The sequence below is a fragment of the Mesorhizobium vachelliae genome, from assembly GCF_033977325.1.
Taxonomy (GTDB): domain Bacteria; phylum Pseudomonadota; class Alphaproteobacteria; order Rhizobiales; family Rhizobiaceae; genus Mesorhizobium; species Mesorhizobium vachelliae.
Map to the genome: position 1 here is coordinate 524,920 of NZ_JAVIIR010000001.1, position 24,540 is coordinate 549,459.

Consider the following 24,540-nt stretch of genomic DNA (forward strand, 5'->3'; position numbering starts at 1 on the left):
GCGTTTCGCCGTTTCCATGAAACGGTGAAATGCGCTAGGTAAGCGCTCCCCCGGCCGGCCTCTCCAGAAGGATGGTCGGCTTGTCGTGATAGGTGGTGCGCAAAATCTCGCGATAGCCGTTCCTTTCGGCCACCTTGAGCGAGGCGCCGTTTTCCGGATCGATGATGCAGACGGTTCTCGCCTGGCCGAGCGCTTCGTCGCCCCAGGCGACGATCCGCCCGACGACCTCGCTCGCAAGCCCGCGGCCATGCGCCTCCGAGGCCAAGGCCCAGCCGGCTTCCGGCACGCCTTCGATCGAAGGCTCGATCTCGCGCTTCAGGTCATGGAAGCCGGCCTCGCCGATGAAGCGTCCCGTCGCCTTGTCCTCGATCGCCCAGAACCCGTAGCCGATCAGCGACCACAGGCCGGCATGGCGCAGGAAGCGCATCCAGCTCTCCTCGCGGGTGCGCGGCTTGCCGCCGATGAAACGGGTGACGGCAGGCTCCGCCCACATGGCGGCATAGGTCTCGAAATCGCCCAGCCTGTGCGGCCGCAGAACGGTGCGCGCCGTCTCGAGGATCGGCACGCCGGCTTCCGTCTTGATGCTCATGGCATTCCCTCCATTGAGGTAGCAGCGCCTAGCAAACCAGCGCGTTCGAACAAGAGCCAGGACAACGCGGTGGCTCTTCCAACCATAACGGCCATGGCACGGCTGCATCGCTATGGGCTTTTCGCCTGCCGATGCTAGTTTGCGCGCGGAGCCGATCCCAAAACGCAAGTCGACCGGAGAAGAACCATGGACACCATCGACCTTCTGCTGGCAATCGCCCATCACCTTCTGGTGTTTTCGCTGGCCGGCATCATCGGCGCCGAATTCGTGCTGGTGCGCGGCGATCTGGGCGCGGCGACGCTGAAGCGCCTCGCCGGCATCGACCGTCATTACGGCATCATTGCCGCGCTGATCGTCATCGTCGGCGCCTGCCGGGTGTTCTTCGGCCTGAAGGGCTGGGAATTCTACGTCTACAATTGGGTGTTCTGGGCAAAGATGGTGGCCTTCGCCATCGTCGGCCTGCTGTCCATCGTGCCGACCATGCGCTTCCTCTCCTGGAACAGGCAGGCGAGCGGCAACCCCTCTTTCGCGGTACCGGCCGCCGAACTGGCTTCGGTGAAGAACTATGTCCGCGCCGAAGGCTTCATCTTCCTGCTCATTCCGGTCTTTGCCGCGGCCATGGCGCGCGGCTACGGTTATTAGAGCAGAAGAAGCTCTCTAAGCCTCGGCCGGAAAGGTCTCATCCAGCGGCGCGATCGGCACGAGCGGCGCCGGTATGTCGGTTGTCTTTTCCTTCGACTTGCAGATATCGGCGATCACGCAGGCAGGGCAGTCCGGCTTGCGCGCCTTGCAGACATAGCGGCCATGCAGGATCAGCCAGTGATGCGCATGGCGCATATATTCGGCCGGGATGACCTTGAGCAGTCCTTGTTCGACCTGTTCCGGCGTCGTGCCGGGCGCCAGCCCGATCCGGTTGCCGATGCGGAAGATATGCGTGTCGACCGCCATCGTGTGCTGGCCGAAGGCGACGTTGAGCACGACATTGGCGGTCTTGCGCCCGACGCCCGGCAGCTTCACCAGTTCGTCGCGATCCTGCGGCACCTTGCCCGCATAGTCGTCGATCAGCGCCTTCGACAGCGCGATCACGTTCTTGGCCTTGTTGCGCCATAGACCGATGGTGCGGATATAGTCGCCGACCTTGGCCTCGCCCAATGCCAGCATCTTCGCCGGCGTGTCGGCCGCCGCGAACAGCGCCTTCGTCGCCTTGTTGACGCCGGCGTCCGTCGCTTGCGCCGAGAGCACCACCGCGACCAGCAGGGTGAAGGCGTTGACATACTCGAGCTCGCCTTTCGGCTCTGGCCGCTGCACGGAAAAGCGCCGGAAGATCTCGTGCACCTCGGCGGCGTTGTAGAGCGACCGGGAAGCGGCTTTTCGCGGCCGTGCACCGGGCGCCCGGCCGTTGCCGGCAAGAGCGGGTTGAGGTTTTTTGACAGCTGCGGATTTTTTCGACTTGGGAGGCGCCATTTCCTTCCTATAATATTCCCTCATGAGCGACACAAACGCCTCGTTCCAGGCCGACGAGCCTTTTTTCCAGGCCCTGCTGACGCCGCACCGCTCGCTCGGCCGCACCGGCTTCCTGATCCTGATGGGAGCGCTTCTGTTCGGCTGGGCGGTGACCGGCGCATTCTTCTTGGCGCATGGCGCCTGGCCGGTGTTCGGCTTCTTCGGCCTCGACGTGATCGCCGTCTACATCGCCTTCCGTGCCAATTACCGCGCCGCGCGCGCCCGCGAGGAGATATCCGTCTCGCGCACCAGCCTCGACATCCGCAAGACGGCCCCTTCCGGCCGCTCGGAAAGCCACCGCTTCAATCCGTTCTGGACACGGTTTTCGATCGCCCGCCACAGCGAGATCGGCATCACCAAAATGGCGGTGGAAGCGCAGGGCAAGAGCGTGGCGATCGGCGGCTTTCTCAATCCCGACGACCGCGAAAGTTTCGCCACCGCCTTCTCGCGCGCGCTGGCCACCGCCAAGACACGCTGAACATAATCCCGAACCGAAGGTCCGCGTCAGCGAAAAGTGACGCCGGTTTTCGGACAAGATCAGACAAGCGTATCAGAACCGGTAGCGCAGCAGCCTGCCGACCTTGCGCATGGCGGGGATGAGCTTCCAGAGGCCAACGAACAAGCGCGCGGACCAGCCCAGCCTCGCCCCTGGCTCCGGCTTGTAGGACGGGATCTCGCCGATGAAGCGGAGTTTCGGGATGGCTCGCTCCAGTTCGCGCGGATCCTCGATGGCCCAATGGACTTCGGAGCCCGTGGCCTTGATGGCCGGATTGAGGCGCATCAGCTTCAGGCCGAAACGACTATAGGCGTCGAACATCAACTCGCCGCCGGCGAGATGCGCGACAAGCCGCGCAAACAGCCGCGGCCCCTCGTCTGCGGCGAGATACGGCGTCAGCCCCTCGGCCACCACGATCGCCGGGCGATTGCGCGGCACGTCAGCCAGCCAGTCCGGTTCGGTCACCGAGGACGCGATCGGATGGTAACGATCCCTGGACGGGTAGAGCTTGTGCCTGAGCGCGATGACTTCCGGATAATCGACGTCGAACCAGTCGACGCCTGGCAGTGGGTCGACCCGAAAAATCCGCGTATCGAGCCCGCATCCCAGATGCAGCACGATCGCATCCGGATATCTTGCGACGAAATCCGCGACGCACACGTCCAGTGTCTTCGCCCGGATCGCAAAACCCAGCCCGAGATTGGCGTCGACCTTGAGCCTCGAGAAATCATAGTCGATCTTGCGCACGGCTTCGTCGGCGAAGCGATCCTGGAGCAATGAATTGGGCAGCCGGCTCTCCAGCGCCTTGCCGTAGAGCGTCATCAACAAGGTCTCCCTCGCCCCGGTCAGATCGACCTTTTCACCGGCCATGATTGTCCTCTTCGTTCCAAAGCTGACTCTATCTGGGTGCGGCCGGCGGGAAGGCAAGTTTCGGGTGGTGGCAAAGCTTTGGAAGACCGATATTCGCGGTCAAGGAGATATTGCCATGAACGCTCAGATGACCATGAATACGCGGATGAAACCGACCGCGATCCTTGAGAACGACATCACGCCGGAAGGCAGCGACTATGACGTCGTGCGCCGGGCCATCGAGAAGATCAGCCTCGACTATCGCGACCAGCCCTCGCTGGAGGTGCTGGCCGAGGAAGTCGGCGAGACGCCGACCGGCCTGCAGAAGCTGTTCACGCGCTGGGCCGGCCTGTCGCCCAAGGCCTTCCTGCAGGCGGTGACGCTCGACCATGCGCGCAGGCTGCTCGATTCCGGCATGCCGCTCCTGGAGACCTCGTTCGAGCTCGGCATGTCCGGCCCCGGCCGGCTGCACGACCTCTTCGTCACCCATGAGGCGATGTCGCCCGGCGACTACAAGACCCGGGGCGCGGGTCTCACCATCCGCTACGGCTATCACATCTCGCCTTTCGGCATCGCGCTCATCATGGTCACCGACCGGGGTCTCGCCGGCCTCGCCTTCTGTGACGCCGGCGGCGAGCGGGCTGCCTTCGCCGACATGTCCGGCCGCTGGCCGAACGCGACCTATGTCGAGGACATGTCAGCCACCCAGGCTTACGCCGCGCGGGTCTTCGACCCGACGACGTGGCGCGCCGACCAACCGCTGCGCGTGGTGATGATCGGCACCGATTTCCAGCTTCGCGTCTGGGAAGCGTTGCTGCGCATCCCGATGGGCAGGGCCTGCACCTATTCCTCGATCGCGGCAAGCATCGGCCATCCCAGTGCCAGCCGGGCCGTCGGCGCGGCCGTCGGCGCCAATCCGATGTCCTTCGTGGTGCCTTGCCATCGGGCGCTGGGCAAGTCCGGCGCGCTCACCGGCTATCACTGGGGCCTGACGCGCAAGCGCGCCATCCTCGGCTGGGAAGCGGGGCAAGTAGGGTCCTGAAACAATCGATTTTTTCGTTCCATTTGCGGAAAGTCGCCAGTTTCAGTATAAAGTATTTTAAATCTAAATAATTATGGAATCTATTCATCGAACGCAACCGGCGACAACCTGGAGTTTCGCCGGTTGCTTTTTAGGTTGCTTTCGTCTATTATTTTAGTTAACACTAAATTAACTATGATGAATAGATGATATCCCTGTGTTTGAGCCGGCCCATCCGGCTTGAAAGAGGGGTCCCAATGAATTTCTTCCGCGCCGCAATGGCTGCGGCCCTGGTGGTCGCCTGTGCTGGCCAGCCAGCATCGGCCACCACCGGAAATGTCATCTTCAACGGTACCGTGACCGCCACCTGCACGCTGACCGTCAACTCCAATGGCACCATGACCGTCAGCAGCAACCTGCAATCGCTGAGTTCTCACAACAGCGGCGGCTCGGCAGGCAGTGTCCAGGTGGACACCACGGGCGGCGTTACGCTGAGCGTCGATCCCGTCACAAGCACCACCGTGCCCAGCAGCGACACGACAAGCACCACCTGGACGCCGACCTTTGCCACCACCGGCGCCCAGACGATCGCGGAAACCGGTACCGCGACGGCGCTCACAGTGCCAGGCACCTCGACGGCCGCCGTGAACCTTGCAGGCACCAAGAGCGGCACCAACCGTTTCTCGGCCGGCAACTATCAGGCGACCGTGACGGTGCGCTGCGAATAGTCCCATCGCGAAAGGAGCAGCCCTTGACACAGGTTCGAATTCTCGCGGCGGCCCTTGCCGTCGGCCTTCTCCCTGTTGCGGCGTCGGCCCAGTCGATGACGCCGATGCGAGGCGAGGTCAGGTCCTTCACCGATGCCTTCGCGGTGCGCGTCTTCCCAGGCAATCCCTACGATAAGCGAATTCGCGTCGAGGTTCACGTCTACGACCAGGATTTCCGGCCTGTCGAGGCCACGATCACGCCGAGCGTATTCCTCCTTGCGGGCCAGGCCTCGCGCCCGGTCCTTGTCGTCGTCCCGTTCGAGGGCCAGACCGATCGCAAGGTGCGTATCTGTACCGAGAGTATCCCTTTCCCCGGCGAGCAGACGCAGATAAGGGCGCAGATATGCGGAAAGTTTTTCGGGCATCGCAGGTTCTGACCTTGTCCTTGCTGCCCGTCCTGGCTGTCGTAAGTCAGGGGCTTGCCGAGGATATTCTGAACCTGAACCAGAACCAGACGGGTTTCAGCCTGCCCGGCGTCAGCCTGCCTCAGGGCCAGGATGAGGTTCATGCCAGCGACGGCACGACCTGCCGCTCAGCCGTCTCCGGCAGCGGTGCCTATCTCGACCTTGGCGTCATCCGTGGCAACAACAGCAGCAACCAGGCCAACAGCGACATCGCCACATACGGCCGCGTGGTGATCCCGATCGGGCGGACTCCGAAACGCGTCGATTGCAGCCGCCTCTACGAGCTGGAGGTTGAGCGCCTGCAACTGGAATTGAAGCTCCTCAAAATGGGCCTCGGCGCCGATGGCCAGACGACGGGGAGCACGACGACCACCCCGGCCACGGCTGCAACAGCTTCCGCAACTCCCGCGGCTCGCTCGGCGACGTCGACGGGATGGGCCAATGAGGGCTGGAGCATCAGAGGCACGACCGGCAGTGAGAAGAAAAAGAAGCGGAAATAGTCGAGCCACGTTGGCTATAGCAGCGCTCGCCTGCTTCTGTCTCCCGGCACAGGCGGCGATCGTCGGCACCTGCACGATCGTGATTGGCGCCTCGGGAACAATGAAATCGAACCTGGCCATCAACACCCTGGGCTCCAAGCAGGCGGGCGGTTCGAGCGCCGGCGCCACCATCACCGCAAGCTCGCTTCTGTGCACCATCCTCAACCTCTTGGACTGCTATTCCGTTTCCGCGCTGGCGCCGGCCGCGTTCATCTCCGCGCCGAACGGCGGCGACACCAATGTCTCCTTCGCCTCCGTCTTCCGCCTCGACGGGTCAGGGCTGGATATCCCGGGCAGCTCACCGCAAAAGCTGACCAACGGCACTCACACCATCCAGGTCGATCTGACCGCCACGAAGTCGCCGGGCATCTTCCCGGCAGGCAGTTACCAGGCCGAGGTCACTGTCCGTTGCGAATGATGCTGTGGGCCAGACCGCGCCAGCGACGACATGATCTGGCAACCGGCGGACTTTGCGGCTAGCTTCGCGCCCAACCCGCAATTCCAGGAAAAGCACTTTGCGTATTTCACTGGAATTGCGCAAAAGCAGAATCTTGGAGCAGGTGCACCGTTCAGCGCAGGCTGACCCGCTTCAACGGGAGGCAGTCTTTTGATTATCGTCGTCGGCTCGATCAACCTCGACCTCATTGCCAATGTCGACCGTTTGCCGGAGCCCGGCGAGACGGTGCGCGGTTCCGGCTTCGCCACCGCGCCCGGCGGCAAGGGCGCCAACCAGGCCCTGGCCGCCGCGCGCGCCGGCGCGCCGGTGCGCATGGTGGGCGCGGTCGGCAAGGATGCTTTTGCCGCCGAGGCGCTCGCCCTTCTCAAGGCCGGCAATGTCGATCTGTCCGGGGTCGGCGAGAGCTTCGCCTCCACCGGCACGGCCTTGATCCTTGTCGGCGCCGACGGGGAAAACGTCATCGCCGTCGTGCCGGGCGCCAATGATTCGGTGGTGCCGGGCGATGTCGCCAAGGCCTTCCTCAAAAAGGGCGACGTGGTGCTCTTGCAGCATGAGATCCCGCTGCAGACGGTCGAAGCTACGCTCGACGCGGCGCGCGCGGCGGGCGCGGTCAGCGTGCTCAACACCGCCCCCTTCCGTGCGGAGGCCGCCGGCTTCGTCGGCAAAGCCGACTTTGCCGTCGCCAACGAAACCGAGTTCGACCTCTATGGCGAAGCGCTGGCGCTTTCCGGGCGCGACCGCTCTGCCCGCATGCGCGACTATGCTCAAAAGACGGGCCGCGCCATCGTCGTCACTCTCGGCGGCGACGGCGTGCTAGCCGCCACGCCTCACGATTTCCTCACCGTTCCGGCGCTGAAGATCACCCCGGTCGACACTGTCGGCGCCGGCGACACCTTCTGCGGCTATTTCGGCGCCGGCCTGTCGTCCGGATTGTCGCTTGAGCAAGCGCTCACCCGAGCCGCCGCGGCAGGGTCGCTCGCCTGCCTGAAGCCAGGAGCGCAACCGGCAATCCCGCTGGCAAAGGATGTCGACGCCGCCCTGGCGGAGCGGTAACGGCCATGCGTCCCGTCACCAAACATGCCGTGTCGCCGGCCGGCGACATATGCCGCCTCTCCGCCGTCGAGCTCGCCGACAGGATCAGGCAGCGTCACTTTTCGGTTCGCGACGTGGCCAGCGCTTTCCTCGACCGCATCGAGGCCGTGAACCCGCTGGTCAATGCCATCGTATCGCTGCGCGAGCGCGCCGACATCCTGGCCGAGGCCGACAGGGCCGATGCCCATCTGGCCCGCGGCGGCGAGGCCGGATCGCTGTTCGGCCTGCCGATCGCCATCAAGGACCTGGCCCTGACCAAGGGGCTCAGAACCACCTTCGGCTCGCCGATCTTCGCCGATTTCATTCCAGACACGGACGACTTCTTCGTCGAGCGCATCCGCAAGGCCGGCGCCGTCATCATCGGCAAGACCAATGTCCCGGAATTCGGGCTGGGCTCCAACACCTACAATCCGGTCTTCGGGCCGACGCTCAACGCCTTCGACCCCGCGCTGACCGCCGGCGGCTCGAGCGGCGGCGCGGCCGTGGCGCTGGCGCTCGACATGGTGCCGATCGCCGACGGCAGCGACTTCGGCGGCTCGCTGCGCAATCCGGCAGCCTACAACAACGTGTACGGCTTCCGTCCCTCCCAGGGGCTCGTGCCCGCCGGCCCCGACATCGATGTCTTCCACGCCCAGATGGGCGTTGAAGGACCGATGGGCCGCAGCGTGCGCGATATCGCGCTGCTGCTAGACGAACAGGCCGGCTATCACCCGCACGCGCCGCTGTCGCATGCCAAGGAAGGGTCGTTCCTCGACGGCCTTGCGGCGAAAGCGGCCGGCGGCCGTGTCGCCTGGCTGGGCGACCTCGGCGGCCACCTGCCGACGGAACCGGGCGTGCTCGACCTTTGCGAGGCTGCGCTTGCCCGCTTCGCCGATGCTTCCTTCCACAGCGAAGCCCTGGTTCCGGATGTCGATTTCGAGGCGCTGTGGCAGGCTTTTGTCACCTTGCGCCAGGCGAGCAGCGGCTGCGGGCTGAAGGCGCATTACGACGATCCGGCAAAACGCGAACTGCTGAAGCCTGAAGCGGTTTGGGAAGTGGAGCAAGCGATGCGCCTCACCGCGCCGCAAATCCACGCCGCCAGCGTCCGACGCACCTCCTGGCACCGAACGCTGCTTGCGCTGTTCGAGCGCTTCGACCTTATCGCCCTGCCGACCGCGCAGGTCTTCCCGTTCGACGTGACCACCCATTGGCCGCGCGAGGTCGCGGGGCGGACGTTGGACAGCTATCACCGCTGGATGCAGGTCTCGGTCTTCGCCACGCTGGGCGGCTGCCCGGCGCTCAACGTGCCGGCCGGCTTCGACGATAAGGGCCGGCCGATGGGCATGCAATTGATCGGCCGGCCGCGCGGCGACCTCGCCGTGCTCAAGGCCGGTGTCGCCTATGAGGCGACGCTGCCCTGGTCGGCTGGGGCTGCCTGACAGGCCGCCCTGCCCGACCAGCTTGCGCCGGCTTCAATCCCGTGCATTGATCGCGTTCCGCCCAAGTCGGCGCTGTCCTGCTCGAGGGAAATCATGTCGCTGGAACTCTACGCCACTTATGTCGTCGCCTGCATCGTCATCATCCTGGTGCCGGGACCGACGGTCACGCTGATCATCGCCAACAGCATCCGTCATGGCTCGCGCGCGGGCTTGGCCAACGTCGCCGGCACCCAGGCCGGGCTCGCCATCATGATCGCCATCGTCGGCATCGGCCTCAACACGCTGATCGCCGGCATGGGCCACTGGTTCGAATGGGTGCGGCTGATCGGCGCCGCCTACCTGATCTGGATGGGCGTGCAGATGTTCCGCGCCAAGGGCACACTGAACCCCGACGGGTCGGCGAAAAAGCCGCGCGGCGGCTTCTTCCTGCAGGGTTTCCTGGTCGCCGTCAGCAATCCGAAGACGTTGGTGTTCTTCGGCGCCTTCTTCCCGCAGTTCATTTCCCCGCAGGGCAACTACACGCTGCAGATCGTCGTGATGGGCCTGACCGCGATGATCTTCGCCGCCATGTCGGACTCGACCTATGCCCTTGCCGCCGGCCGCGCCGGCCGTCTGCTGTCGGCCAGCCGAGTCCGGCTGATGTCGCGCATCAGCGGCAGCTTCCTGGTGGGCGGCGGGCTGTGGCTGGCGTTCTCGAAGGCGAAGTGAACAGCGACTTCGCCAATACGAAATTATTTTTGGAAGCATATTGAAGAGTTGTGAGCGCCCTCACAACTCTTAGTCATGAACAAGTCCTTCCGGAATCGCTTGCTTATTTGGCAGTACGAATACAGCGATGCCGTTAAAATTGTAGCTGTATTCTGCGTTTTTGCACTGATGCGAAGCGCCGCAATTATCCGGCTTGAGTTCGATCCGGTCATCGGCACCCAGCGTGTGATGGGCGTGGTTGAATACATCAGGCCGGCGCCCGTCAATCCGAAATTCACTGTCGGCCGCGGACTATATTACACCTATGACGTGCGCCTCGATGACGATACGCTCATATCGATTGACGATGAGGTGGGGACACCGCACCTTATCGGATCGGCAATCCCCATTGAGCGGCAGCACCACAAACACAACGCCGACACCTATCGATTGCTCAACGGGTGACGGCGCGCACCTGGTGATCCTCGACGATCAGTTCAGCCGCCCCAGCCTCTCCACCAGCAGGGCGAAGAAGCCGTCATGGTCTATGTCGCGCATCACCATGGCGTTCTTCTCCCGCTTGGTGACACCCCACCAGTCGACCACCGTCATGCCCATGGTGAGCTCGGATGAGGTCTCGACGCTGACATTGCAGCGGCGGCCTTTGAACAGCTCCGGCTTGAGGAGATAGGCGATCACGCACGGATCGTGCAGCGGCCCGCCATCGGTGCCGTATTTTTCCTCGTCGTAGCGCTCGAAGAACTCCAGCATCTCGGCGGTCGCGGTGCCGACCTTGGTGCCGAGCTGGCGGAAAGCCTGGATGCGCTTGGACGAGGTCAGCGCCTTGTGGGTGACGTCGAGCGGCATCGTCACGATCGGAATGCCCGATTTGAACACCAGGTCGGCGGCCTGCGGGTCGACATAGATGTTGAATTCGGCGGCCGGCGTGACATTGCCGCCCTCGAAGAAGCCGCCGCCCATCAAAACGATTTCCTTGATGCGCGGCGCGATCCTGGGCTCGCGGATCAGCGCCAGGGCGATGTTGGTGAGCGGTCCGAGCGGGCAGAGCGTGATCGTGCCGCTTTCCTCGCGCATCAGCGTCTCGACGATGAAATCGACGGCGTATTGTTCCTGCAATGGCATGGTCGGCTCCGGCAGCTGCGGGCCGTTCAGGCCGGTCTTGCCGTGCACTTCCTCGGCGGTGACGAGCTGGCGCGCCAGCGGGCGGATGGCGCCGGCATAGACCTTGATGTCGGGCCGGCCGGCCAGCTCGCAGATCTTGCGGGCATTGTTCTGGGTCAGTTTCAGCGGCACGTTGCCGGCAACCGTGGTGATGCCGACGATCTCCAGCTCGGAGCTGCCGAGCGCCAGCAATATGGCGACGGCATCGTCCTGGCCTGGATCCGTGTCGATGATGATCTTTCTGGACTGGGGCATTTCAATTCCTTTTGGGAGTCTTTTTGGGCGGGGTTCTGAGCTTGATCCCGAAAAGTGGGAACCGGTTTTCGGACAAGATCATGCTCCAACTAAGAGCTGAAACAGGGATGGCGGTTCAACGAAACGTCATCCTGATTTCAGTGGCTTGAACTTGATCGCGCGGCGGACCATATCAAGACCATCGGGAAAAATGCCATCCGGGTTTTTCCAGTTTGTGTCGCTCTTCAGAGGACAGTGTAACAAATGAGTCGAATGACGCCCTTCTCCAGCCCGCTTCTCCTGGGGTTCGATGCGATGGAAAAGACGCTTGAGCGTCTGGCGAAGTCGGGCGACAGCTACCCTCCGTACAATATCGAGCGCCTCGGCGCCGCTGACGGCAAGGCCGAGAGGCTACGCATCACATTGGCCGTTGCCGGTTTCGCCGAGAGCGACCTCGATGTCACCACGGAGGAAAACCAGCTGATCGTGCGCGGCCGCCAGACCGACGACACCGAGCGCGAATTCCTGCACCGCGGCATCGCCGCGCGCCAGTTCCAGCGCTGCTTCGTGCTGGCCGACGGCATGCGGGTGATCGGCGCCGAACTGAAGAACGGCCTTTTGTCGGTCGATCTTGACCGGCCGGAGGCCGAGCGGCTGGTACGGAAAATAAACATATCGGTGAAAGACTGACCTTTGCCGATGGCTCTATGCGAGGCGGCCGATCCTGGCGTCCTCGCGCCAAGGAGGCTTGAAATGACCAGAACTGACGAAACGATCACCATGACCAGCGGCGAGCTCGCCCATCTCGGCGAAGGTTCGGTCGCCTATCTCAGGAAAGTATCGAGCGACGACCTGCGCGGCCGCTTCCCCGGCCTGCAGGAAATTGCACCCGGCCTTGAGCTGTGGGCGCTGTTTGCCGCCAACGGCCAGCCGATCCTGCTTTCCGATGCCCGTGACCGGGCGCTGGCCGGTGCGTTGGAGAACGACCTGACCACTGTCGCCATTCACTAGACCATAATCCCGAAAAGTGGGACCCGGTTTTCGGGTAAGATTATGGTCAATTAAACTAGCGACTGCTGGCAGTCCGAAATGGAAAGGGCCGCTCCCGGCGGCCCCTCAAGGGTTTCATCCCAAAACCAAGTTCTATCCCAAAACTTCAGGCCGCGTGCGAGGCCTGCGTGTCCGACAGCAGCGCGTGGATGGCGACTGCGTCGCGCGTGCCCCTGATCTTGGCCACCGTGTCGGCATCGCGCAGCACGCGCGCGATGCGCGACAGCGCCTTGAGATGGTCGGCGCCGGCGCCTTCCGGCGCCAGCAGCAGAAAGACGAGATCGACCGGCTGGTCGTCGAGCGCCTCGAAATCGACCGGCGTTTCCAGCCGGGCGAAGACGCCAGCGATCCGCTTCACGCCGGCGAGCTTGCCGTGCGGGATGGCGATGCCGTTGCCGACGCCGGTCGAGCCCAGCCGTTCGCGCTGCAGGACGGTGTCGAACACTTCCCGTTCCGGAATCCCCGAAATCGCCGCGGCCCTCTCCGACAGCAATTGCAGAAGTTGTTTTTTGGAATTCGCCTTCAACGCCGGCATGATCGCCGAGACGCTGATGAGATCACTGAGATCCATGCTTGAAAAATCCCTTGCTCGCCTGCCGCGCCAGTCGTCGCCCCCTCGCGCGGCTGGCTTTTTATCCTTGAGCGACTTTGGTCGTCGACGGATCGATCCAGCCGATATTGCCGTCCGGCCGGCGGTAGACGATGTTGAGATGGTCGTTTCCGGCATTGCGGAAGACGAAAACCGGGCTGTCGCTGGTATCGAGCTCAATGACAGCCGACGCCACCGACATGGTCCGCAGCGTCATGCTTGATTCGGCGACGATGACCGGAGCGAAGTCCTCCGGAATGTCTTCCTCGTCGTCGGTAAGGGGAGCCATCACCGTGTAGGCGATGTCGGTCGGCTCCTCGCCATTGCCGTTGCCGGCATTGCGCGACTTCAGCCGACGCTTGTAGCGGCGCAGCCGCGTTTCCAGCCGATCGGCCGCCGCCTCGAAGGCTAGCGTCGGGTCCTGGGCGTCGCCGGTAGCCTGCAGCGAAGCGCCGGAATCGAGCCGGACCATGCAGTCGGCGGAGAAACGCGACCCCGATTTGATGACCGTGACATGTCCTGAAAAACCCCGATCGAAATATTTCTCGATCGCCTCGCCGACCCGGTCGTTGATGCGCGTGCGGAACGCATCGCCGATGTCCATGTGTTTTCCCGAAATGCGTAGATTCATCTGAAAACTGACCTTCCTTGCTCAGGCTTCAAACTGTTGCCGAGTTTATACCCGTGGCGCGCGCGCACAAGCTTCGCAGCGGCATGCGCGCCGATTTTAGACCCGAACTTTCCGGTTGATCACAAGTCGCCTTCTTGGCCATCCGTGGCCGTGTCTGACGGACCCTTTTTCGAGCTGGCATTACCGCCCCGCTCATGCGGGCGGGCTTCTAGACACTTCATTGCGGCTTGTCAATCAAGCTCGGGAATTGTGGAAAATCTGCCGCGTAGCGCGCTTTCAGCGGCCGGCGTTCGCGAGCGCCCGTTTTTCCCGCCGCCTTTGCACCGACGAGGGAATGTTCATGCCTTCGCGGTATTTCGCGACGGTGCGGCGCGCGATATCCACCCCGCTTTCCTTGAGCAGATCGACGATGGCGTCGTCGGAGAGCACGTCGGCGGGTTTTTCCTCGTCGATCATCTGCTTGATGCGGTCACGCACCGCCTCGGACGAATGCGCTTCCCCGCCTTCGGCCGAGGCGATCGACGCCGTGAAGAAATAGCGCAGCTCGAAGACGCCGCGCGGCGTAAGCATGTATTTGTTGGCAGTGACGCGGCTGACGGTCGATTCATGCATGCCGATGGCATCGGCCACCGTGCGCAGGTTGAGCGGCTTTAGGTGGCGAACGCCATGGACGAGGAAGGCGTCCTGCTGCCGCACGATCTCGGACGCCACCTTGAGAATGGTCTTGGCCCGCTGGTCGAGGCTGCGCGTCAGCCAGTTGGCGTTCTGCAGGCATTCGGCGAGAAAATCCTTTTCCGCCTGGTCCTTGGCGTGGCTCGAAATGCGCGCGAAGTAGACATTGTCCACCAGCACGCGCGGCAGCGTGTCGGCGTTGAGCTCCACCGCCCAACTGCCGTCATTGGCGGCGCGCACCTCGACATCGGCGACGATCGCATCGCTTGCGCCGCCCGAAAACGCAAGGCCTGGGCGCGGATCGAGCGCGCGGATCTCGGCCAGCATGTCGAGGAGGTCCTCCTCATCGACGCCGCAGATGCGTTTCAGCGTCTGGAAATCCCGCCGCGCCAGAAGCTCGAGATTGGCGACCAGCGCTTTCATTGCCGGATCGAGCCGGTCGCGCCCCGTAAGTTGCAGCGACAGGCACTCCGCAAGGTCGCGCGCGAAAAGTCCTAGCGGCTCGAAGGTCTGGCAGACGCCAAGCACGCGCGCCACCGCCGCTTCGTCCGTGCCGAGCCGGGCCGCGATCTCCACGAGGTCGGTGCGCAAATAGCCGGCTTCGTCGAGCCCGTCGGCGAGCTCGCCAGCGATCAGCCGCTCACCAGGGCTGAGAGACGCAAGCGCGATCTGCTCGCCGACATGTTCGCGCAGCGTGACGACAGCCGCCGCCATGTCGCCGACATCGAATCCTTCCGATGACCCCGCGCCGGCACCGGCGCCGGCGGCCGATTTCCACTGCGCCGTGAGGTCCGGACCCAGCCTCTCATGGGTGCCGGGATCGTCGGGAAACAGGTTCTCCAGGGAGGAATCGAGCTTTTGCGAGATCGCTTCCGCGCTCCACTCCGTCTCGCCCTCGAACCAGTCGCCTTCGGAATCCCGCTCCGGCGCCGCCTCGCTTTTCTGGGCCTGGTCGCCAGCGGCGTCGTCCTGCGGCTCGGCCCGCTCCAGGAGCGGGTTGCGCTCGATCTCCTCGTCGATGAAACGCTCGAGCTCGACATGGGTGAGCTGCAGCAGGCGGATCGACTGCATCAGCTGCGGCGTCATCACCAGCGACTGGGACTGTCTGAGCTGCAGTTTGGCTGCCAGCGCCATGATGGGATTCAAACGCCTCGTCTACGCGTCGCACAGTTGTTTTTCGGTCGGGCATAGAAACTGGCCCGGCTTTTGCTTGTCAAGGCAAACGCTAGCAGCCGCGGCTTACCGGAGCGTTATCGAGCGCTAAAATAGCGAAAAGCCGCCATGCGGCTTCGAAAATCGCGCCACAGCCCGAAAAACCGGCAGTCAGAGTGTGAAGCCCTCGCCGAGATAAAGACGCCGCACATCGGCGTTGGCGACGATCTCGTCGGCCCGGCCATGCGTCAGCACCTGGCCGGCATGGATGATATAGGCGCGGTCGATCAGGCCGAGCGTCTCACGCACATTGTGGTCGGTGATCAAGACGCCGATGCCGCGCGCCGTGAGGTGGCGGACGAGCTGCTGGATGTCGGCGACGGCGATCGGGTCGATACCGGCGAAGGGCTCGTCGAGCAGCATATAGGCCGGCCGCGTCGCCAGCGCCCGCGCGATTTCGAGGCGACGCCGTTCGCCGCCCGACAGCGACATCGACGGCGCCTTGCGCAAATGGCTGATGTGGAATTCCTCGAGCAGCTCGTCGAGGTTGCGTTCACGCACCTTGCGATCCTTTTCGACCACTTCCAGCACGGCGCGGATGTTCTGCTCGACGTTGAGGCCGCGGAAGATCGACGCCTCCTGCGGCAGATAGCCGATACCGAGGCGGGCACGCCGGTACATCGGCATCGATGTGACATCGAAGCCGTCGATCTCGATCGAGCCTTCGTCGACCGGCACCAGGCCCGTGACCATGTAGAAACAGGTGGTCTTGCCGGCACCGTTGGGGCCGAGCAGGCCGACGGCCTCGCCGGCGCGCACGCCCAGCGTCACCCCGCTCACCACCTTGCGGCCCTTGTAGCTCTTGGTCAGGCCCTTGGCGATCAGCGTGCCCTTGAACTTCGCCTTGTCGGTGCCGACCGTCGCCGGCGCAGCCGGTTTTGCGGCCGCCCGTCCCGGAAGACGGGCCAGCAGCGAGGTTACGCCGGCCATTAGTTGCCCGACGCTCCCTGCTGTTGCGCGCCCTGTTTCTGGGGCGTGAACGACATCATCACGCGGCCGCCGCAGCCGTCGACATTGGCGAGGCCGGTCTTCATCTGCACGGTGAGCTTGCAGCCCTTGAGCACATTGTCGCCCTGCGACAACACCACTTCCTTGCCCTTGAGCACCAGCACCTGCGTTTTCATGTCGAATGTGCCGCTGTCGCCGGTGGCGATCTGGTCGTTTGATTTGACGTAGACTTTGTTCTCGACCTCCAGGTGGTCGATATTGGCCGCGCCGGTCATCGCCGACGCGCCGGCCGCGGCGCTTTTGCCGGTATTGGCATCCTTGACATAGTACACCGTCATCTTGCCGGCCTTGAGCAGGGTAGGCCCTTGATTGACGGTGACGTTGCCGCTGAATATGGCCATGCTCTCGGCCTGGCGGACCTCGAGCTTGTCGCTTTCGATCTGGATCGGCTGGTCACCCGACAGCTTGAGTCCCGGGATCTGGCTGGTCGCGGTCGATTGCGCGAAGGAATGCGCCGTCGCCAAAAACAGCAATGCGGAAGCAGCGCCCGAAAGCCATGCGGATTTACTGCGACGCATTCTGTTCTCCACCGTTTACCCCCGCTGCCTTCAGCGCGGTTGGATCTATGTTGACGCGAACCCGGTTCTCGAAGACCACGAGCCTGCCATTGTCCTCGACCGACATCGAGTCCGCGGTGATGCGTGACCCGCCACGGCTGACGTCGACCGGATCGCTCGTCTTCATAGAGCCTTTGCCCATGTCTAGGAAGATCGATTTGAACTTGGCCATCAGACCGTCCGTCGTCGTCACGTTGACGTCGCTGGTCAGGTCCATCGTATTGGCGTCGCGATTGTAGATACCGTGCTCGGCATCGACCGACACGATGTTGTCGGTGGCAACGGGCAGCTTGGCGTTGATGCCGTCGAGGTCGATGACGGCCTGCTGGCCGACACTCTGCGTCGCCCTGGTCGCCGTCAGCGAGTATGGCAGCTTCTGCTTGGTGAAGCCGTTGAGCTTCGGATTGGCCATCACCAGCTTGCCGTCGGAAAACGCCGTGCCGTCGGCCTGCACCGAGATGGACACGGGCGCTTTGAGGTAGGAGTAGACCGGAAAGGCGACAGCGATCGCGACCGCGAGCAGCGGCACCGCGAATTTCAGCACGCGCACGCGGCGCGAGTGCCGCTGCGCGCGGTTGAAAGCGTCGCCTCGCGTGCCGCCTTCGGCCGCCGGAGCCGATGCCTCGGCGGCATCGCTCATTTCGTCAGATCGCGCCAACATGACTTTTCTAATGGACCTTTGCCCGCCCAAACACCGCCTATAGGTGGTATGCCGGCACCTACAAGCAAGCACAAGCGGAGGAAAACTGCAAAAATGTGACAGCTGCCGCCCGCAAAATCGAGAAGAATCCGGCGAAACGGCCTGTACTTCATAGCAGATAGGGACTTGGTTGCGTTAATTTTTCATGAGGCCGACGTCGACGCTTCACGGCGGGGCATTTTCAGGAAACGGTAGCCGTGTGCCGAGGCTTGCTTTAAAAGCGTGCTTTCCCACCGACCCATGAGGCTGACGATGGCAATGAGAGCCGACGACCTGATCGACCGCCGCCGCTTGCGCCGCAAGCTGACTTTCTGGCGTGTGGTCGCGTTTCTGGTTCTGGCGGCAGCCATCATCGCCTTCTCGACCTGGGTCTATGACGACAATTTTACCGGCCAGGCGGTCCCCCATATCGCCAAGGTCAAGATCGAAGGCACCATCACCGAGGACGAGGAGCTGCTCAAGAGGCTGGAAGCGATCCGCAAGTCGCCGGAGGTGAAGGGCGTCATCCTGTCGATCGATTCGCCCGGAGGCACCACGGTTGGTGGCGAGTCGACATTCGAAGCCGTGCGCAAGCTTGCTGGCGACAAGCCCGTGGTGGCCGAGGTCGGCACGCTGGCGGCTTCGGCCGGCTATATGATCGCCAGTGCGGCCGACCATATCGTTGCCCGCAAGACCTCGATCGTCGGCTCGATCGGCGTGCTGATCCAGTACCCTGATGTCAGCGGTCTCATGGACAAGCTCGGCATCAAGCTGGAGGAAGTGAAATCGTCGCCGCTCAAGGCCTCGCCCTCGCCCTTCAAGCCGACCAATGACGATGAGCGCGCCATGGTGCGCAAGCTGATCCTCGACAGCTACGACTGGTTCGTCGGCATTGTCGCAGACCGCCGCAAGATGACGCATGACCAGGCGCTGGCGCTGGCAGACGGTTCGATCTTCACCGGCCGCCAGGCTTTGGCCAACCATCTGGTCGACGCTGTCGGCGGCGAGCAGGAGGCGATCGACTGGCTGGCTACGAAGGGCGTGGACGCCAAGCTCAAGGTCGTCGAGTGGAAGGACAAGGACAGGCGTGGTGGTTTCCTGTTTTCCCAGTCGATGGCAAAACTGGCGGCCAAGGCGCTCGGCCTGCCGGACGCAGGCGGCGATGTCATTCACGAGCTCGGCGCCGACCGCTTGTTTCTTGACGGTCTCGTTTCGGTCTGGCACCCTTGACATCTCGTTAGGACGAGCCAAAAAAGCAATAAAATCATCCTGATAATCGACTGCAGTGGTTTTACGGGGAACGTTCCATGATCAAATCCGAACTTGTGCAGATCATTGCCGCGCGCAACCCGCACCTTTTCCTGCGCGATGTCGAAAACATCGTCGGCGCGATCTTTGACGAGATCACCGATGCGCTTGCCGAGGGCAACCGGGTCGAGTTGCGCGGTTTCGGAGCCTTTTCGGTGAAGAACCGTCCGGCCCGCACCGGCCGCAACCCGCGCACCGGCGAATCCGTCGAGGTCGAGGAAAAGTGGGTGCCGTTCTTCAAGACCGGCAAGGAGTTGCGCGAAAGGCTGAACGGCGGCAAATAGGCGCCGCGCCGGCGGTTGAGACGGCATCTTGGCGCTCAAAGCATGTCTCCCGAAAGTGGAGGCCGGTTTCGGGACAAAGACATGCGCGCTTTAAGAAGCCTCTCTGTGGAGATCTGATGTTCAATCGCTTCGTTCTCGTCGTGGTCTTCGTGCCGCTGGCTATCATCCTGATCGCGCTCGCCGTCGCCAATCGCGGCGCCGTCGCCTTCACGCTCGACCCGTTCCATCCCGGCAATCCCGCGCTGACGCTGAACCTGCCGCTTTTCATCTTCTTGTTCCTTGCCTTGGCCATCGGCATGGTCGTCGGCAGCATGGCGACCTGGGTGAAGCAGGGGCGCTACCGCAAGCTCGCGCGCCAGCGCGGTCTGGAAGCCGAAAACCTGCGCCAGGCGGTGAGCCGCCCGCCGGCGGCGCCCAAGGGACCGGCGCTGCCCAAGCCCACGAACTAGAGCATGATGCCGAAAAGTGTGAAGCGGTTTTCGGGCGACATCATGCTGTCTCAGGGCAACATCTTACGGAGCCTCCGATGCTGACCATTTCGGCCGCGGAGGTCGACCGCGCGCTGACCTTTCCGGGTCTTGTCGAGACATTGCGCACCGCTTTCCGCGAAGGCGCGGTGCAGCCGGTTCGCCATCATCATGCCGTCGAGCGGCCGGACGGCGCCGCCTCGACCCTGCTTTTGATGCCGGCCTGGACCGACTTCAACGCCGCGGGCAGCTCAGCGGGAGGCCATATCGGCGTCAAGATCGTCACCGTGTCGCCGGACAACAACGCCATCGGCAAGCCGGCGGTGATGGGCCTCTATCTTTTGCTCGACGGCGTCACCGGCGAGCCGCAGGCGCTGATCGACGGCCAGCGGCTGACGCAGTGGCGCACGACCTGCGCCTCGGCGCTCGCCGCCTCCTATCTCGCGCGCAAGGATGCCTCGCGGCTTCTGGTGATCGGCGCCGGCGCGCTGTCGCCGTTCCTTGCCAAGGCGCATTCCGCGGTCAGGCCGATCACATCTATCCGCATCTGGAATCGCACCCCGGCCAATGCTGAAAAGGTGGCCGCCGCCTTGCGCACCGAAGGCCTTCCGGCAAGTGCCGCCGGCGATCTCGACGCCGAGCTTGCCGAGGCCGACATTGTCACCTCGGCGACGATCTCGAACACGCCGCTGGTCAAGGGCGCGCTGCTGAAGCCGGGCGCCCATGTCGATCTTGTCGGCGGCTTCACGCCGACGATGCGCGAAAGCGATGACGACGCCATTTCGCGCGCCCGCGTCTATGTCGACACCCGCGCCGGCGCCACCAAGGAGGCCGGCGACATCGTCCAGCCGCTGGCCTCAGGCGTGCTGAAGCCGGAAGCGATCGTCGCCGACCTGCACGAGCTTACCCGCGGCGAGAAACAGGGACGGCAAAGCGACAGCGAGATCACGCTTTTCAAGTCGGTCGGCGCCGCGCTCGAAGACCTCGCCGCAGGCATCGCGGTCTACAAGGCGCTCAAATAGGCAATGGGGATTGGGCAGTGGGCAATAGGGAAGATAGACCTACTGCCTACCGCCCATTCGGCCAATAGACGCGCAGGCGATGATTGTCCGGATCGAGCGCGACGAAGGTGCGGCCGAAATCGAGATCGGTCAGGCCCTGCAGCACGTTGAGGCCCCTGCCAGTCCAATCCGCATAGGTGGCATCGACCGCCGCCGCGTTCTCGACGGCAAGCACGAGCTCGCCGCCACCGCCTGCTGCCGCAGCAGTCGGTTCCACCGTGTGGCGCGACCAGAGGCCGAGCTTGAAACCCTTATCGAGCACGAACATCACGAAGGTCGGCGAGGTTTCAACCGGCTCTCGCCCGAGCAGCGAAGCGTAGAACGCACCGCTCTTTTCCGGGCTGTCGACATAGAGGATGACGAAATTCGGCGTGGTCATGTCTGATCTCCAAAGTGTCTGAACCTTGGAGACCATATGCGAGCCTGCTGCCAGATTCTGGCAGCAGCAATCAGCCGCACGCGTCTTTCGCTCCATTCTGGCCCGGCGCATCGAGCGTCGCCCGCCATTCCTTCAGCATGACCTGTCGATGGCGGGGATAGCGGATGTCGGTCGCTGTCAGGCCGGATATCCGGTCGGCGCGGAAATGCCTGAAATCCTGGCGGGTTTCGCACCACGCCACCATCACCCGCACCTTGTCGAAGAAGGCGAGCGCGAACGGCCAGACCAGGCGCCTTGATGCCGCTCCCCCGGCGTCGCGATAGAGGAAGCCGAGCTTGTGTTCGTCACGGATCGCCTGCCGCACGATGCCGAGGTCGATCGCTTCGGCATTTTCCGAGCGCGGCCCGACAAGCAGCGTCGTGGCGTCGAGATCGTCGCGCAGATCATCCGGCAGCACCGCCGCGATCTTGGCCAGCGCATCCGCCGCGGCGGCCGCCAGCCTTTTGTCCGGTTGCTTCGCCACCCAGCGCGAGCCAAGCACGATCGCCTCGATCTCCTCGTCGCTGAACATCAACGGCGGCAGCATGAAGCCGGGCTTCAACACATAGCCAAGCCCCGCCTCGCCTTCGATCGGCGCGCCCTGCCCCTGCAGCGTCGCGATGTCGCGATAGAGCGTGCGGATCGACACACCCATCTCGTCCGCAAGCGTGCGGCCGCTCAGCGGCCGGCGATGGCGGCGCAGGATCTGGATCAGGTCGAGCAGGCGTTCCGAACGGGACATTGGTCTGTCATCAGGGATGATCGACCATAGAGCCGGGCCGCACGGTGCGGCAAGCGACCTGGTCGCGCAAGGAACGCCTGCGTCCCGTTCCCGTTGTCTCCGCAATGGAGATGCGCGGAACCCTGCTGTTCTGGTCGGTGCTGACCGTCTTCGTCGCGGCGCTCAGCCTTGGACCGTCCTTTGCCCATGTGCTGGAATCGCTGCCCAGGCTGACGAAGTGGTCGCCGGCGCTGTGGCGCGAGGCGACGGTCTTCAACGGTCAGTTTCTGCTCTTTGCCGTGGTCGGAGCCCCGCTCGATATCGCTGCGATCCTCTGTCCGGCGCTGCTTGCCTGGATGCTGCGTGGAGAGCCGTTTGCCTTCCGGTTCGCGCTCGTCGCCGCATTGCTTTATGCGGCCGCGCTGGCGCTCTGGTTCGGCCTCGTCAAACCGGCCAACGATATCCTCGCGACCTGGACGCCGGGGCCGATCCCGGAAAACTTCGAAGCCGTCCGGCTGCGTTGGGAAACCGGCCACATGGCGGTGACCGCGGCGAAGGCGCTTGGCTTCATTTCGCTTTCTCTCGGCCTGCTCGGTGTCCGGCATGGCTGATGCCGCACCTTGAATGAGCCGCGCTTTGTTGCGCCGATGGGCTTAGCTGTGGCAGAAGCGACCGAACCGCCGGAGATGATCCTTCTTGAAATCTTTTCGCGACAAACGCCGCGATGGCCGCCCGCATCCCGCAAGGGCGGAACAGCCCCGATCGCGTGATTCGCTCCCGGCCGGACGGCAGCAGGCCGCGCCCGCCGAGCGCCGCGAAACCAAACCGGGGGACCGGCAGGAAGCCAAACCGGCGCCGCGCGTGCTTGCGCGCCGCGAGGGCGCCTTGCCCGCCGAGCGCCTGCCATTGATCCTTGAAGTGGCGCCCAACGCCGATTACGCCCTGCTGGACAGCGGCGCCGGCGAGAAGCTCGAGCAATACGGCCCCTACCGCATCGTGCGCCCCGAAGGGCAGGCGATCTGGCAGCGGGCGCTACCGGCGAAGGAATGGGAGCGCGCCGACGCCATCTTCACCGGCGACACCGACGAGGAAGGCATCGGCCGCTGGCGTTTCCCCAAGGCGCCGCTCGGCGAGACCTGGCCGATGAAGCATGACGGCATCGACTATCTCGGCCGCTTCACCTCGTTTCGTCATGTCGGCGTCTTTCCCGAGCAGGCTTCGCATTGGGACCATATGGCGGCGCTGATCGCGGCGGCGAAGCGCCCGGTCAAGGTGCTGAACCTCTTCGGCTATACCGGCCTCGCCTCGCTGGTGGCGGCCCGCGCCGGCGCCGAGGTCACCCATGTCGATGCCTCGAAGAAGGCGATCGGCTGGGCGCGCGAGAACCAGGAGATGGCCGGCCTCGCCGACAAGCCGATCCGCTGGATCGTCGAGGACGCGGTGAAATTCGCCGAGCGCGAGGAGCGCCGCGGCAGCCGCTACGACATCGTGCTGTTCGACCCGCCGGCCTATGGCCGCGGCCCGAAGGGCGAAGTCTGGCAATTGTTCGAGGACCTGCCGGGCCTCACCGATCTTTGCCGCTCGATCCTGACGCCAAAGCCGCTCGCCGTCGTTCTCACCGCCTATTCGATCCGCGCCTCCTTCTTCGCCATCCATGCGCTGATGCGCGATACATTCGCGGGCATGGGCGGCACGGTCGAGTCCGGCGAACTGATCATTCGCGAGAAATCCGCCGGCCGCGCGCTGTCGACCTCGCTGTTCTCGCGCTGGGTGGCTTGAATGACGGCACATGACGGCGCGCGCCCGGTCGGGCAGGTCAAGGAAGTCACCAGCCTCGCCAATCCCCTGGTCAAGGACATCAAGGCGCTTGCGCTGAAGAAATTCCGCGACCAGCAGAACGCCTTCATGGCCGAAGGCCTGAAGCTGGTCATCGACGCGCTTGATCTCGGTTGGTCGATCAGGACCTTGGTCTTCGCCAAGGCCGGGCGGGGCAACGCGGCCGTCGAAAAGGCCGCAGCGCGGACCGTTGCCGCCGGCGGCACGGTGCTCGAAGTATCGGAGAAGGTGCTGGCGGCCATCACCCGGCGCGAAAACCCGCAAATGGTGGTCGGCGTCTTTGCCCAGCAGACCGTGCAGCTGAGGGACATCCGCGCCAGGGACGGCGATGTCTGGGTGGCGCTCGACCGGGTGCGTGACCCGGGCAATCTCGGCACCGTGATCCGCACCGTCGACGCCGTAGGCGCCAAGGGCGTCATCCTGGTCGGCGACACCACCGACCCGTTCTCGCTGGAGACGGTGCGCGCCACCATGGGCTCGGTCTTCGCCGTGCCGGTCGCCAGGGCGACCGAGCAAGCTTTCCTGGCCTGGCGGCGAGATTTTTCCGGCCTGGTCGTTGGAACGCACCTCAAGGGCGCCGTCGACTATCGCTCGGTCGATTTCTCCAGGGGCCCGGTCTTGTTGCTGATGGGCAACGAGCAGCAGGGCCTGCCGGACAGCCTCGCCGAAAGCTGCGACCGGCTGCTCCGGATACCCCAGGCCGGCCGGGCCGATTCGCTCAACCTGGCGGTCGCCACCGGCGTGATGCTGTTCGAGATCCGGCGCGGCGCATTGAAGCTCGAGCCCGCCAACGATATCCGATGAAGACT

The 24,540-nt window shown here is 63.9% G+C and carries 32 protein-coding genes; 20 read left to right on the top strand and 12 right to left on the bottom strand.

Going from position 1 to position 24,540, the window contains the following annotated elements; all coding sequences use genetic code 11:
* Positions 1-34: 34 nt before the first annotated feature.
* Positions 35-589 (bottom strand): GNAT family N-acetyltransferase, encoded by a 555-nt coding sequence (locus RFM41_RS02585; protein ID WP_320245994.1) that lies wholly within the window; start codon positions 587-589, stop codon positions 35-37.
* Positions 590-775: 186 nt separating this feature from the next.
* On the opposite strand from RFM41_RS02585, the gene RFM41_RS02590 reads away from it, so the two are divergent.
* Positions 776-1,231 carry a DUF2214 family protein gene (locus RFM41_RS02590; protein WP_320245995.1) on the top strand — a complete coding sequence of 152 codons (456 nt, stop codon included), beginning with the start codon at positions 776-778 and terminating at the stop codon, positions 1,229-1,231.
* Positions 1,232-1,246: 15 nt separating this feature from the next.
* Here RFM41_RS02590 and nth read toward each other — a convergent pair whose 3' ends face one another.
* A complete protein-coding gene (gene nth, locus RFM41_RS02595; RefSeq protein ID WP_320246202.1) occupies positions 1,247-2,053 on the bottom strand; it encodes an endonuclease III in 807 nt (268 codons plus the stop codon).
* Between the two features lie 22 nt (positions 2,054-2,075).
* On the opposite strand from nth, the gene RFM41_RS02600 reads away from it, so the two are divergent.
* Positions 2,076-2,570, top strand: coding sequence for a DUF2244 domain-containing protein (locus RFM41_RS02600; RefSeq protein ID WP_320245996.1), 495 nt, complete (start codon positions 2,076-2,078; stop codon positions 2,568-2,570).
* Positions 2,571-2,642: 72 nt separating this feature from the next.
* Here RFM41_RS02600 and RFM41_RS02605 read toward each other — a convergent pair whose 3' ends face one another.
* Entirely contained in the window at positions 2,643-3,458 is an 816-nt protein-coding gene (locus RFM41_RS02605) for a class I SAM-dependent methyltransferase (RefSeq protein ID WP_320245997.1), read from the bottom strand.
* 115 nt (positions 3,459-3,573) lie between these two features.
* Here RFM41_RS02605 and RFM41_RS02610 point away from each other — a divergent pair, with 115 nt between their 5' ends.
* From RFM41_RS02610 to RFM41_RS02650, 9 genes are all read left to right on the top strand, one after another.
* Positions 3,574-4,479: a methylated-DNA--[protein]-cysteine S-methyltransferase gene (locus tag RFM41_RS02610; RefSeq protein WP_320245999.1), complete on the top strand. Its 906-nt coding sequence runs from the start codon at positions 3,574-3,576 to the stop codon at positions 4,477-4,479.
* 236 nt (positions 4,480-4,715) lie between these two features.
* Positions 4,716-5,186 carry a hypothetical protein gene (locus RFM41_RS02615; RefSeq protein WP_320246001.1) on the top strand — a complete coding sequence of 157 codons (471 nt, stop codon included), beginning with the start codon at positions 4,716-4,718 and terminating at the stop codon, positions 5,184-5,186.
* A gap of 23 nt (positions 5,187-5,209) precedes the next feature.
* Positions 5,210-5,602 carry a hypothetical protein gene (locus tag RFM41_RS02620; protein WP_320246002.1) on the top strand — a complete coding sequence of 131 codons (393 nt, stop codon included), beginning with the start codon at positions 5,210-5,212 and terminating at the stop codon, positions 5,600-5,602.
* Positions 5,569-6,129: a hypothetical protein gene (locus RFM41_RS02625; protein ID WP_320246003.1), complete on the top strand. Its 561-nt coding sequence runs from the start codon at positions 5,569-5,571 to the stop codon at positions 6,127-6,129. The genes RFM41_RS02620 and RFM41_RS02625 overlap by 34 nt, the downstream gene beginning before the upstream one ends.
* Positions 6,104-6,586: a hypothetical protein gene (locus RFM41_RS02630; protein WP_320246004.1), complete on the top strand. Its 483-nt coding sequence runs from the start codon at positions 6,104-6,106 to the stop codon at positions 6,584-6,586. Before RFM41_RS02625 ends, RFM41_RS02630 begins: the two co-directional genes overlap by 26 nt.
* Positions 6,587-6,775: 189 nt before the next feature.
* Positions 6,776-7,678: a ribokinase gene (locus RFM41_RS02635; protein WP_320246005.1), complete on the top strand. Its 903-nt coding sequence runs from the start codon at positions 6,776-6,778 to the stop codon at positions 7,676-7,678.
* 5 nt (positions 7,679-7,683) lie between these two features.
* A complete protein-coding gene (locus RFM41_RS02640; RefSeq protein WP_320246007.1) occupies positions 7,684-9,135 on the top strand; it encodes an amidase in 1,452 nt (483 codons plus the stop codon).
* Between the two features lie 93 nt (positions 9,136-9,228).
* A complete protein-coding gene (locus RFM41_RS02645) occupies positions 9,229-9,843 on the top strand; it encodes a LysE family translocator (RefSeq protein WP_320246009.1) in 615 nt (204 codons plus the stop codon).
* Positions 9,844-9,918: 75 nt separating this feature from the next.
* Positions 9,919-10,287: a hypothetical protein gene (locus tag RFM41_RS02650; RefSeq protein WP_320246010.1), complete on the top strand. Its 369-nt coding sequence runs from the start codon at positions 9,919-9,921 to the stop codon at positions 10,285-10,287.
* A gap of 27 nt (positions 10,288-10,314) precedes the next feature.
* Here the strand turns inward: RFM41_RS02650 and RFM41_RS02655 are convergent, their stop codons facing one another.
* Positions 10,315-11,259, bottom strand: a complete 945-nt coding sequence (locus RFM41_RS02655; protein WP_320246012.1) for a nucleoside hydrolase — start codon at positions 11,257-11,259, stop codon at positions 10,315-10,317.
* A 243-nt stretch (positions 11,260-11,502) separates the two neighbouring features.
* On the opposite strand from RFM41_RS02655, the gene RFM41_RS02660 reads away from it, so the two are divergent.
* Both RFM41_RS02660 and RFM41_RS02665 read left to right on the top strand, forming a co-directional pair.
* Positions 11,503-11,928, top strand: a complete 426-nt coding sequence (locus tag RFM41_RS02660; protein ID WP_320246013.1) for an Hsp20 family protein — start codon at positions 11,503-11,505, stop codon at positions 11,926-11,928.
* Positions 11,929-11,991: 63 nt separating this feature from the next.
* Positions 11,992-12,249, top strand: a complete 258-nt coding sequence (locus RFM41_RS02665) for a BQ00720 family protein (protein WP_224513840.1) — start codon at positions 11,992-11,994, stop codon at positions 12,247-12,249.
* Positions 12,250-12,394: 145 nt separating this feature from the next.
* Here the strand turns inward: RFM41_RS02665 and ptsN are convergent, their stop codons facing one another.
* The 6 genes from ptsN to lptC all read right to left on the bottom strand — a co-directional run bounded on the left by ptsN (position 12,395) and on the right by lptC (position 17,618).
* Positions 12,395-12,859, bottom strand: a complete 465-nt coding sequence (gene ptsN, locus RFM41_RS02670) for a PTS IIA-like nitrogen regulatory protein PtsN (RefSeq protein ID WP_040990311.1) — start codon at positions 12,857-12,859, stop codon at positions 12,395-12,397.
* Between the two features lie 61 nt (positions 12,860-12,920).
* Positions 12,921-13,508 carry a ribosome hibernation-promoting factor, HPF/YfiA family gene (hpf, locus tag RFM41_RS02675; RefSeq protein WP_320246014.1) on the bottom strand — a complete coding sequence of 196 codons (588 nt, stop codon included), beginning with the start codon at positions 13,506-13,508 and terminating at the stop codon, positions 12,921-12,923.
* A 276-nt stretch (positions 13,509-13,784) separates the two neighbouring features.
* Positions 13,785-15,314 carry an RNA polymerase factor sigma-54 gene (gene rpoN, locus RFM41_RS02680; protein WP_320246015.1) on the bottom strand — a complete coding sequence of 510 codons (1,530 nt, stop codon included), beginning with the start codon at positions 15,312-15,314 and terminating at the stop codon, positions 13,785-13,787.
* 189 nt (positions 15,315-15,503) lie between these two features.
* Positions 15,504-16,322: an LPS export ABC transporter ATP-binding protein gene (gene lptB, locus RFM41_RS02685; RefSeq protein WP_040997483.1), complete on the bottom strand. Its 819-nt coding sequence runs from the start codon at positions 16,320-16,322 to the stop codon at positions 15,504-15,506.
* Entirely contained in the window at positions 16,322-16,918 is a 597-nt protein-coding gene (locus RFM41_RS02690) for an LptA/OstA family protein (RefSeq protein WP_320246018.1), read from the bottom strand. Before RFM41_RS02690 ends, lptB begins: the two co-directional genes overlap by 1 nt.
* On the bottom strand, positions 16,905-17,618 hold the full coding sequence (gene lptC / locus RFM41_RS02695) for an LPS export ABC transporter periplasmic protein LptC (RefSeq protein WP_430691492.1): 714 nt from the start codon (positions 17,616-17,618) through the stop codon (positions 16,905-16,907). The genes RFM41_RS02690 and lptC overlap by 14 nt, the downstream gene beginning before the upstream one ends.
* Positions 17,619-17,909: 291 nt before the next feature.
* On the opposite strand from lptC, the gene sppA reads away from it, so the two are divergent.
* The 4 genes from sppA (at position 17,910) to lhpI (ending at position 20,717) form a co-directional block, all read left to right on the top strand.
* A complete protein-coding gene (sppA, locus tag RFM41_RS02700) occupies positions 17,910-18,866 on the top strand; it encodes a signal peptide peptidase SppA (RefSeq protein ID WP_320246022.1) in 957 nt (318 codons plus the stop codon).
* Positions 18,867-18,943: 77 nt separating this feature from the next.
* Positions 18,944-19,228: an integration host factor subunit beta gene (locus tag RFM41_RS02705; RefSeq protein WP_027165368.1), complete on the top strand. Its 285-nt coding sequence runs from the start codon at positions 18,944-18,946 to the stop codon at positions 19,226-19,228.
* Positions 19,229-19,344: 116 nt separating this feature from the next.
* Positions 19,345-19,677 carry a DUF1049 domain-containing protein gene (locus RFM41_RS02710; protein WP_320246023.1) on the top strand — a complete coding sequence of 111 codons (333 nt, stop codon included), beginning with the start codon at positions 19,345-19,347 and terminating at the stop codon, positions 19,675-19,677.
* Positions 19,678-19,754: 77 nt separating this feature from the next.
* Positions 19,755-20,717: a bifunctional Delta(1)-pyrroline-2-carboxylate/Delta(1)-piperideine-2-carboxylate reductase gene (gene lhpI, locus RFM41_RS02715; RefSeq protein WP_320246024.1), complete on the top strand. Its 963-nt coding sequence runs from the start codon at positions 19,755-19,757 to the stop codon at positions 20,715-20,717.
* Positions 20,718-20,763: 46 nt separating this feature from the next.
* On the opposite strand, the gene RFM41_RS02720 is transcribed toward lhpI, so the two are convergent.
* On the bottom strand, positions 20,764-21,135 hold the full coding sequence (locus RFM41_RS02720) for a VOC family protein (protein ID WP_320246025.1): 372 nt from the start codon (positions 21,133-21,135) through the stop codon (positions 20,764-20,766).
* A gap of 70 nt (positions 21,136-21,205) precedes the next feature.
* Positions 21,206-21,916: a helix-turn-helix transcriptional regulator gene (locus RFM41_RS02725; RefSeq protein WP_320246026.1), complete on the bottom strand. Its 711-nt coding sequence runs from the start codon at positions 21,914-21,916 to the stop codon at positions 21,206-21,208.
* Positions 21,917-22,020: 104 nt separating this feature from the next.
* On the opposite strand from RFM41_RS02725, the gene RFM41_RS02730 reads away from it, so the two are divergent.
* The 3 genes from RFM41_RS02730 to RFM41_RS02740 all read left to right on the top strand — a co-directional run bounded on the left by RFM41_RS02730 (position 22,021) and on the right by RFM41_RS02740 (position 24,535).
* Positions 22,021-22,506, top strand: coding sequence for a DUF1772 domain-containing protein (locus RFM41_RS02730; RefSeq protein WP_320246203.1), 486 nt, complete (start codon positions 22,021-22,023; stop codon positions 22,504-22,506).
* An 85-nt stretch (positions 22,507-22,591) separates the two neighbouring features.
* Positions 22,592-23,674 (top strand): RsmD family RNA methyltransferase, encoded by a 1,083-nt coding sequence (locus RFM41_RS02735; RefSeq protein ID WP_320246028.1) that lies wholly within the window; start codon positions 22,592-22,594, stop codon positions 23,672-23,674.
* Positions 23,675-24,535, top strand: coding sequence for a TrmH family RNA methyltransferase (locus RFM41_RS02740; RefSeq protein WP_320246029.1), 861 nt, complete (start codon positions 23,675-23,677; stop codon positions 24,533-24,535).
* Positions 24,536-24,540 lie beyond the last annotated feature (5 nt).